This is a genomic window from Streptomyces yokosukanensis (genome assembly GCF_001514035.1).
Lineage (GTDB): Bacteria > Actinomycetota > Actinomycetes > Streptomycetales > Streptomycetaceae > Streptomyces > Streptomyces yokosukanensis.
Map to the genome: position 1 here is coordinate 33,983 of NZ_KQ948234.1, position 7,411 is coordinate 41,393.

The following is a 7,411-nucleotide window of genomic DNA, read 5'->3' on the forward strand; positions in this document are numbered from 1 at the left end:
TCGTCCGGTGCGACGGGCAGCTGGTGGAAGTCGAGCGGGGGACCGGCAAGTGGGGGCGGGTTCGTGGCGAGCGTGTTCACAAGGCGCCTCCCAGCTGGCGCTGTGCCGGTTCCAGGCCGCTGACGCTGGGCACGGCGGCCATGCCGGCGGCCAGGGCCAGGTCCAGCGCCTCGCCGAGGACGGCGGTCACGCTGGAGCGCGGTACATGCTCCAGCGTGATACTGACGTCGAGGGCGTCGCGCTTCTGGTTGGACTGGGTGAAGCGCAGGGCGGTGATCTGCATGTCGAGGCTGATGGTCATCCCGCAGACCACCGGGATCCCGGCCAGGTTCATCGCCGGCGCGGCGGCGGGCGCGAGGGCGCGCGAGGTCAGGGCCAATGCCTCCAGCCCCTTCTTGACGAGCAGCCTGGTCCGACCGACCAGCACCGCCTCGACCGTGATGGTCCGGGTGGACGGCGAGACCAGCTGCGCCAGGCTGCTGCCCGCGATCCGGGCCACCTGGTAGCCCTCGTTGAGGGTCAGGCTGGTGACGGTGAACAGCGGCACCGCACCGATCAGGACGGGTACGTTCGCACCGGCAGCCATGGCGGGGACCTACCTCTCCGGGTTCCTCGGGCTACGGCGTCGCTTCTTCGGCGCCTCGTCGGCCGGAAGTTCGGCGGGCTCTTCCGGTACCGGTCCCGATTCGCCGGTGTGGATCCGGACGGCCGGCTCGTCGCCGCCGACCCCGACACGGACCCGGGCGGGCGTCCGGCCCCTGACCTTCAACCGGATCGACTCCTCGATGCTCCTGGTCCGCTCCGCGTCGATGGCCGTCCACCGCGCGATGTCCTCCCGGTCGTAGAAGGTCGAGGCCTGCGGCCAACCAGCCCAACTGCGTTCCCCCTTGGACGCGTTCGCGGATGCGTCCATGAGCACCATGTCGTCGATGTCCACGGCGAAGGCTTCGCGTTCGGCAGCCGTCAGCAGCTCGAAGCCCTCCATCTGCGAGATGCGGGCCAGCGAGACGATGTGGTCCACCTCCACCCGCCCGGAGGACACCCGCAACTTCCCGACCTTGTCGACCCTGGGGCCGACGAGCATTTGGGCCCGTTCCTTCGAGGCGTTGAAGGCCTGCCGCATGCGCACGAGCGGGCTGACCCGGGCGGCCTCCGCGGCCTTCGCGGCCTTGTCCATGTCGCGGGCTGCCCGGGTGATCAGGCCTTCCTTGACGATCTGCCCGGTCCGGCCGCGCTCGTCGGCGAGTGCTACGAGTTCGGCGTCGATCTCCCTGATCCGATCGACGTTCCTCGTCTTCAACGGCTCGCTGCGCAGGGCGCTCCGCTCGAACTGCAGATTGGCCTCGTACAGGCGCCGCGATGCCAGCTCCTCGCTCGCCTTCGCGAGTGCCGCTTCGGCCGCCAGCTGCTCCGGGGTCGGTCGGTGCCAGGCCCGCATCTCGGCCGCGATCTCCTCGAACGCGCTCGCGCCCTCCGACCGCCGCGCGGCGAGCCGGTCGACGTACCGCAGCAGCGTGGCCTCGTCCATGGTGCACCGCTCGCCGATCCGGACGATCTCCCTCACCCGCTCGAACGCCGTCTCGATCTCGGCCAGTTCCGCGCCGGTAAGCTTCGTCACGTCGCCCAGGAGTTCCATCAGCCGCGCTTCGGTTCGCAGCGCGGCGACCTTCGTCACGCCCTTCTTGACGGCGTAGTACATGGCCTGCATCGGCCCGGCCGGGTCGACCAGGAAGCCTCCGTGGAGCCGGCCCGCGAACTCGCCGACCACGCGTTTGAGACCCAGCTCGGCTGCCGCGTGCGCCTTGAGCGTCGCCCGGAGTTGCGGCGCCAGCTGCTCGACCTCGTCGATCTTCGCGGTGAGCGCCCGGTAGCGGGCCGCCGCCGTCCCGATGTCCGTGGCGGTGGAGAAGTCGTGCAGTGGCGCCTTCAGCGCGACCAGGCCCTTGGCCGACCCCTTCAGCAGCGTCGCCATCGACCCGAAGTCCACCGCCGCCGCCACGACGGCGACCCCGACCCAGAGCAGGGAGGGGTCCTCGTCGATGAACGACAGCTCGTACTCGGCGAAGGCCCGCCGGTACTCCGTGACCGCCTCCGTCGCCTGGTAGACGCTGATTGCGGCGGTCGCGACCACGCCGACCGCGGCGACCCACCCGCCGACCGGAACAACCACGGCGAGCACGAGGGGGATGACGACGAGAGCGGTCGCTGTGAAGGAGTGCGCCTGGCCCACGGCCTTGACGTGGTCGTCGACGATCCAAGCGTAGATCGTGTCGGCGCCGGCCCCTTGGCTCTGCTTCGTCGCCTCCACCAGTCCCGGCAGGCTGAAGACGCGCTCGGGGTCGCTCGTGAACTCCCCGCGGACCGTGGCCGCTTCGGCCTGTCGCTCGTCGGCGACGCCCAGCAGGTATGCCCGCAGCTCGGGCGCGTCAAGCCGGGTGAGCTTCTCGCGGTCGGTGCTCCGGCCCAGCCGGTCGGCGTCGACGAGCGGGTCCTCACCGGCCCCGGTCACCACCGCCCGGCGGGCCGCGGCCCGCAATGACTCGGCTTCGACGGAGTACCGGCTGACCTGCTCGCCGGCATGGTGTACGGCGAAGTACCTCGCAAGCTCCTCCTTCGCAGCGGCCTCCTCGAACTCGGCGCGCGCCTGCGTCCGCGCGATGCCGGCGACCATCGACTCGACGTAGCCGGGGCTGCGCAGCTTGCGCCGCTCCTCGTGGAGCAGGTGGTCGTACCGCGCAAGGACGTCGAGCCCGATCTCGACGGCCTCGGCCCGGAACTGCAGTCGGTAGGCGTCCATCGCGGCGACGAAGGCTGCTTCGTCGGTGAACCCGTGGCGCTTGAGGGACTCCTGGAAGCGGGCGGCAGCGGCGTTCCACTCGTCCCGGAGGGCCGGGTACACGCCGATCTTGGGCCCGGCCCGGGCCGCCCGCGCCCGCACCGCGTTCAGGGCCTGCCACAGCCGGTACAGGTCCTCGCACCCGAAGAGCACGGCCGCGGCCGCCTCGGTCCGCACGGCCTCGGCCTCGCGGGCCTCTTCGGCGCGCAGGTACCGCTCGATCGAGGCGTCCAGCTCCGCCCAGCTCGCCGTCTGCGCCGTGACCTTGCTCAGGTAGTCGGTGCGCTGGGCCGGCGTCAGGCCGCTGAAAATCCCTCCGAGGCGCAGCACCGGTTCGAGGTCCTCGGCGTTCAGCGGCAGGCCGCCCGCGAAGAGGATGTCCTTGACGTTCTCGGGCAGGTTTGCGATCTTCCGGCGCAGATCGTGCTCGGCCGCGGCGTCGGCCCGCGCGGCGAGCCAGCGGGCGCGCAGGGCCGCGTCCTGCGGGCCGGTGCCGGGCCGCCGCGTCCCCGGGGGAAGGCCGCTCTCCCGCCGGAACCGCTCGTCGGCCTCCGCGTCGATGCGCTCCCGCTCGGACGGGGGCAGCGCGGCCATTGCGGTCTCGATGACGTCAGTGAAGGTCAGCTCGATGAAGTGCCGCTCGACGTCCCGGGCGGACACCGAGCGTTCGCGCCCTTCCGTCCAACGCCAGGCGGGAAGCAGCCGGTCGACCTCCTGCTCGCTCGTGGCCCGGTAGTACTGGCGGACGAACTCGCGCAGCAGCTCCGCCGGTCCCAGCTCACCCATGGCAGGGGTCAGCCGCACCCGGAAGCGGGTCCGCTGTGGCCCGCCGCCTCCCGCCGATTCGGCGGGCGTCGGGTGCTTGCGGCCGGGCGTGCCCTCGGTCCGCTGCGCGAGGCGGACCGGCGTGTGCTCCGCGACGGGGCGGGCACCGGTCGGGCGGGCGGGGCGCTCCACCGTCCCCGCTGCCTCCCCCGTCCCCGCTGCCTCCCCCGTCCCGATCGCCGTCTGCGCAGACTCCGTCGACAGTCCGAAGGCCAGCAGGAGACCACCACCCGGCGCCGGCTCTACGACCGGCTCGGTGGCCGCCTCGGCGGCCGGCCCGGCTGCCGGCCCGGCAGCCGGCGCACCCGCGACCCGAAGGCCCTCCTCCCCCAGCCCTGCCACGGCCCGGGCCACCGCACGCCGCATCACGTCTTCCAGCTCCCGCCGCCGCTCGTGCGGCAGGTCGCCGTCGAAGGTGACCGCCTCGGGCAGATGCGGCCGGATGGTCAGGTTGCCGAGCCCGCCACTCATGGCTCCCGCTCCAACCACGTCAGCTGTGCCGCCAGTTCGTCCCGCCGCCGCTCCGACGCGCGCGCCTGCTCCGGCTTCATGGACTGAGCACCCGCGTCGGCCTCCTCCTGCGCGAGTTCGGCGCGCAGCACGGTCGCCAACTCGTCCCGGCCGAACGGCTGAAGCTCCACCGAGTGGGTCGTGCGTACCAAGTCCTTCTGCCACTGTCCTGCGAGCCACCGGCTGCCACCGGTGGCCCGGGAGGTCTCGCTGTGCTCGATCCGCTCCACAGCCACCGACACCGACGTCAGCTCCACCTCCGCGTCCATCAGGTTCTCGTCAGAACCCCTGCGGTGGATCGTGGTGAGGACGCCGACCACGCCGTAGAGCGGCTTGCCCGGGTTCCGCAGCTGAAGCTGCACCAGTTCCGGCACCTGGCTGTCGAGCCGGGACTGGATCTCCGGTTCCATCGCCGCCAGCTTCGGTTCCGTCCACTCCCGGATCTTGCGGCTCTCGTACTGCTCCCGCGCCTTGGCGGCGACTTGGGCCCAGATCACCGCCACGACGACCTTGGCCAGGCCGATCCCGGCGGCGCGGACCCCGCTCGCCACCCGCACCCTGACGGGCACCCGGATCGGCTCCCGGGACACCACCCCGCCGACCCGGCGGCGCATGGTCTCGGTGTCCCGGCGGGAACGCGGCCGGGTGGGGCTGACCCCGGTCGCCTCGGCCTTGGCGATGTCCGCCAGGCGGGCCGCCCTCGCCTCCGGGCCCACGAGGTCCAGGAACTCCACCTGCGGCGGCAGGCTCTTCGCGCCGTCGACGTACCCGCCGGCGTTGGTCACGATCAGCCTGATCTTCAGTTCGTCCGGGATCGGCCGGCCGGCCGCGACCGCGTCCCGCGCACGGCCCAGCCGCTTCAGGACGTCGGCCTTGCCTTCGAACGCCGCCGCCTGCTCGATCTTGCCGATCGCCCGGGTGAGGCTGGGGTGCAGGTTCTCGCCGAGCGACGTCACTTCGGCACCGTCGAGTACTTTGACCTCGTTGGAGGCCTTGTTGTCGACCAGCCAGAGCTCTCCGGTCCCGGCATGGATCCCGACGTAGTCGATGCCCGGCTCGTTGAGCCGGTGCGCGCCCGCCCCGGTGGAGGTGATCACCGCGTGCACACCCCGCTGTCCCAGCAGGTGCGGGAGGTCCTGCTCGCCGTAGGCGCCGCCGGCGTACGACCCGGTCCTCGGGCGCGGCCGGTCCGTCGGCGGGCCCGGCACGTCGTGTGCAAGGGCCTCGGGCCGCAGGACCAGCGGCGGGCCGGGCAGTGGCGGGCCGGGCAGCGACGGACCGGGCGGAGGTCCGGGCGGCGAGGCCCCGGCCCCTGACCGGCGGCGCAGTTCCCCCTCCAGCGCGTCCGCGTACGTCCGCATCCCGGAGTAGGCCACGTCCGGCACGCCGTGGCCGAGCAGCCAACTCCGCACCTGGAGGTACTCGGTGTCCAGTTGGGCGTCCGAGAGCAGCGCCGGATCACGCGACGGGGGCGCGGCTGCCGCGAGCCGTACGGGCTTCAGTGCGCCGGCGCCGTCGAAGGAGGGCACCAGGTACGTCCGCCTGCCCGGACCGGTGCGCAGCGGGTCCCTCGGCTCGCCGCCGGTCACCACCGGGACGGCGGGCTCGCGGGCGGTCACCGTCGTCAGGTGTTGCCGGGCCTGCCGGAACCGCTCGGCAAGCGCCTCCTCGACCGCTCGCCCGAGCTGCTCCAGACCCGCTGCCGACGGCTCTCCGACGATCGACACCGTGATCGGGAAGTGGCACGTCATCCGTGGCATTCCCGGGCTCCTCCGGTTCTGCTGGTCCCGCCGGTCCGGCCGACCTCTCCGGTACCCGCGCTCAACTCAGCGCCTTGTACAGCGCGTTCCAGATGCTGCACGCGATGTCCTTCTTGGCCGTCTCCGCGACATCCCCCGTCAGCACCACGTGGATCGGGAAGTAGTAGTGGATCTCGGTGCCGGAGCGGACGGACACGGCCGCCTGCGAACCGGGGGCCGGCACGACGTGGTCGCCCGGGTGCACCTCGATCAGCCCCGGACGTTCGACCGCCTGCGCGTGGTCCTGGTCCGGTTCGGGTAGCGGGTTCGAGTCCGACATCGGGTCCTCCTCGGGCGTGCGGGCCTAGGCCGGGACGGCTTGCAGGCAGATGCAGTTGAAGGTGGTGGTCGGCACCCCGTCGATCACGATCGTGCTGGCCACCGACGTGATGTAGCAGTCGTTGAAGGCGATGTTCTTGAACGTCCAGTCGCTCCCCTTGGCCTGCTGAACCCCGATGCTGAAGGCGGTGCTGGACAGCGCCAGGCCGGTGAGCGTCGCCACCGCCGCGCCGATCGCCTTGACCGCCATGGTGAAGGTGAACGCGTGCGGCTGGACGATGTGCGCGACGTTGTCAGCCTCCAGCGAGTGCAGCGGCTGGACCGGCACGTTGAAGGTCGGATTGAAAGAGTCGATCGGCGTCACCGGGGTGCCGTTCAGCATCACCGTCAGCCGGCTGTCCCACTTCAGGGCGTCGGGCATGGTCTCTCACTCCCTCGCTCGTCCCGCTCGCTCAGCCCTTGAGGACGAGATCGATCTTCAACCGGTGGATCGCGCCCGCGTAGACGACCTGGACGGTCATGTCGACGAGACGACTGGCCCGGGCGTCGCTGATCTCCTGTGCCTCCGCCGCCGACAGGTCGGCCGGGTCCTTGTCCAGCAGCGTCAGCAGCGGGATCACGATGCTGAAGTCCGCGATCACCTGTCGGGCCACGAGCGGGGCCAGCACCGACTGGACGATGGTCTCGACCGCGCGCAGCCCGACCCGGGAGGTCCGCAGGTTGCCGATCACCTCGATCAGGGCGGCCTTGATCCGGAAGTTGATGTCGTCGAGGGTCCGGACGATGTCGACGTACTTCTTGTCGTGGCTCGCGTCGGAGGTGTAGCCCTCGCCGAGGTAGAGCGCCTGGCCCGGCAGCAGGACCGGCCTGGTGACCCAGTTGACCAGGACGTCGTTGAAACCGTCGATCTCGGTGTCGGAGAACACGTCGGCCATGGCGATGCTGATGGGCTTGAGCAGCAGCGAGATGTGCGGCTCGTACCCGGCGATGACCCCGGCCAGGGCCGCCGCGACGTCGTCGTTCGACTTGTGGGCGATCAGCACCATCCGCTCGTCGATGACCGGCGGGGAGACCAGGGACTTGAGGTCGCTCTGTTTCACGGCAGGGTCGAGCATGGCCACCCCGATCCGCTCCTTGCCGTCGCCGAGGTCCGCCGTCACAT

Annotated in this window: 6 protein-coding genes; all 6 read right to left on the reverse strand. The window is 71.6% G+C overall.

Annotation, left to right across the window (positions count from 1 at the left end):
* Positions 1–76 precede the first annotated feature (76 nt).
* Positions 77–586 (reverse strand): hypothetical protein, encoded by a 510-nt coding sequence (locus AQI95_RS41015; RefSeq protein WP_067136157.1) that lies wholly within the window; start codon positions 584–586, stop codon positions 77–79.
* 9 nt (positions 587–595) lie between these two features.
* The gene (locus tag AQI95_RS41020) at positions 596–4,132 is read right to left on the reverse strand and encodes a hypothetical protein (RefSeq protein ID WP_067136159.1); all 3,537 of its coding nucleotides are present in this window, start codon (positions 4,130–4,132) and stop codon (positions 596–598) included.
* Positions 4,129–5,931 carry a hypothetical protein gene (locus AQI95_RS41025; protein ID WP_159056682.1) on the reverse strand — a complete coding sequence of 601 codons (1,803 nt, stop codon included), beginning with the start codon at positions 5,929–5,931 and terminating at the stop codon, positions 4,129–4,131. The genes AQI95_RS41020 and AQI95_RS41025 overlap by 4 nt, the downstream gene beginning before the upstream one ends.
* Before the next feature lie 61 nt (positions 5,932–5,992).
* Positions 5,993–6,250 carry a hypothetical protein gene (locus tag AQI95_RS41030; RefSeq protein WP_067136163.1) on the reverse strand — a complete coding sequence of 86 codons (258 nt, stop codon included), beginning with the start codon at positions 6,248–6,250 and terminating at the stop codon, positions 5,993–5,995.
* A 24-nt stretch (positions 6,251–6,274) separates the two neighbouring features.
* Positions 6,275–6,670: a hypothetical protein gene (locus tag AQI95_RS41035; RefSeq protein WP_067136165.1), complete on the reverse strand. Its 396-nt coding sequence runs from the start codon at positions 6,668–6,670 to the stop codon at positions 6,275–6,277.
* A 31-nt stretch (positions 6,671–6,701) separates the two neighbouring features.
* Positions 6,702–7,411: hypothetical protein (locus AQI95_RS41040; protein ID WP_159056683.1), on the reverse strand; the 710-nt coding region annotated here is incomplete at its 5' end.

What these genes read in the sequence shown, in the direction of transcription:
- AQI95_RS41035 (WP_067136165.1), bottom strand. Translation starts at nt 6,670, where the DNA reads ATGCCCGACGCCCTGAAGTGGGACAGCCGGCTGACGGTGATGCTGAAC.
- AQI95_RS41015 (WP_067136157.1), bottom strand. Translation starts at nt 586, where the DNA reads ATGGCTGCCGGTGCGAACGTACCCGTCCTGATCGGTGCGGTGCCGCTG.
- AQI95_RS41025 (WP_159056682.1), bottom strand. Translation starts at nt 5,931, where the DNA reads ATGCCACGGATGACGTGCCACTTCCCGATCACGGTGTCGATCGTCGGA.
- AQI95_RS41020 (WP_067136159.1), bottom strand. Translation starts at nt 4,132, where the DNA reads ATGAGTGGCGGGCTCGGCAACCTGACCATCCGGCCGCATCTGCCCGAG.
- AQI95_RS41030 (WP_067136163.1), bottom strand. Translation starts at nt 6,250, where the DNA reads ATGTCGGACTCGAACCCGCTACCCGAACCGGACCAGGACCACGCGCAG.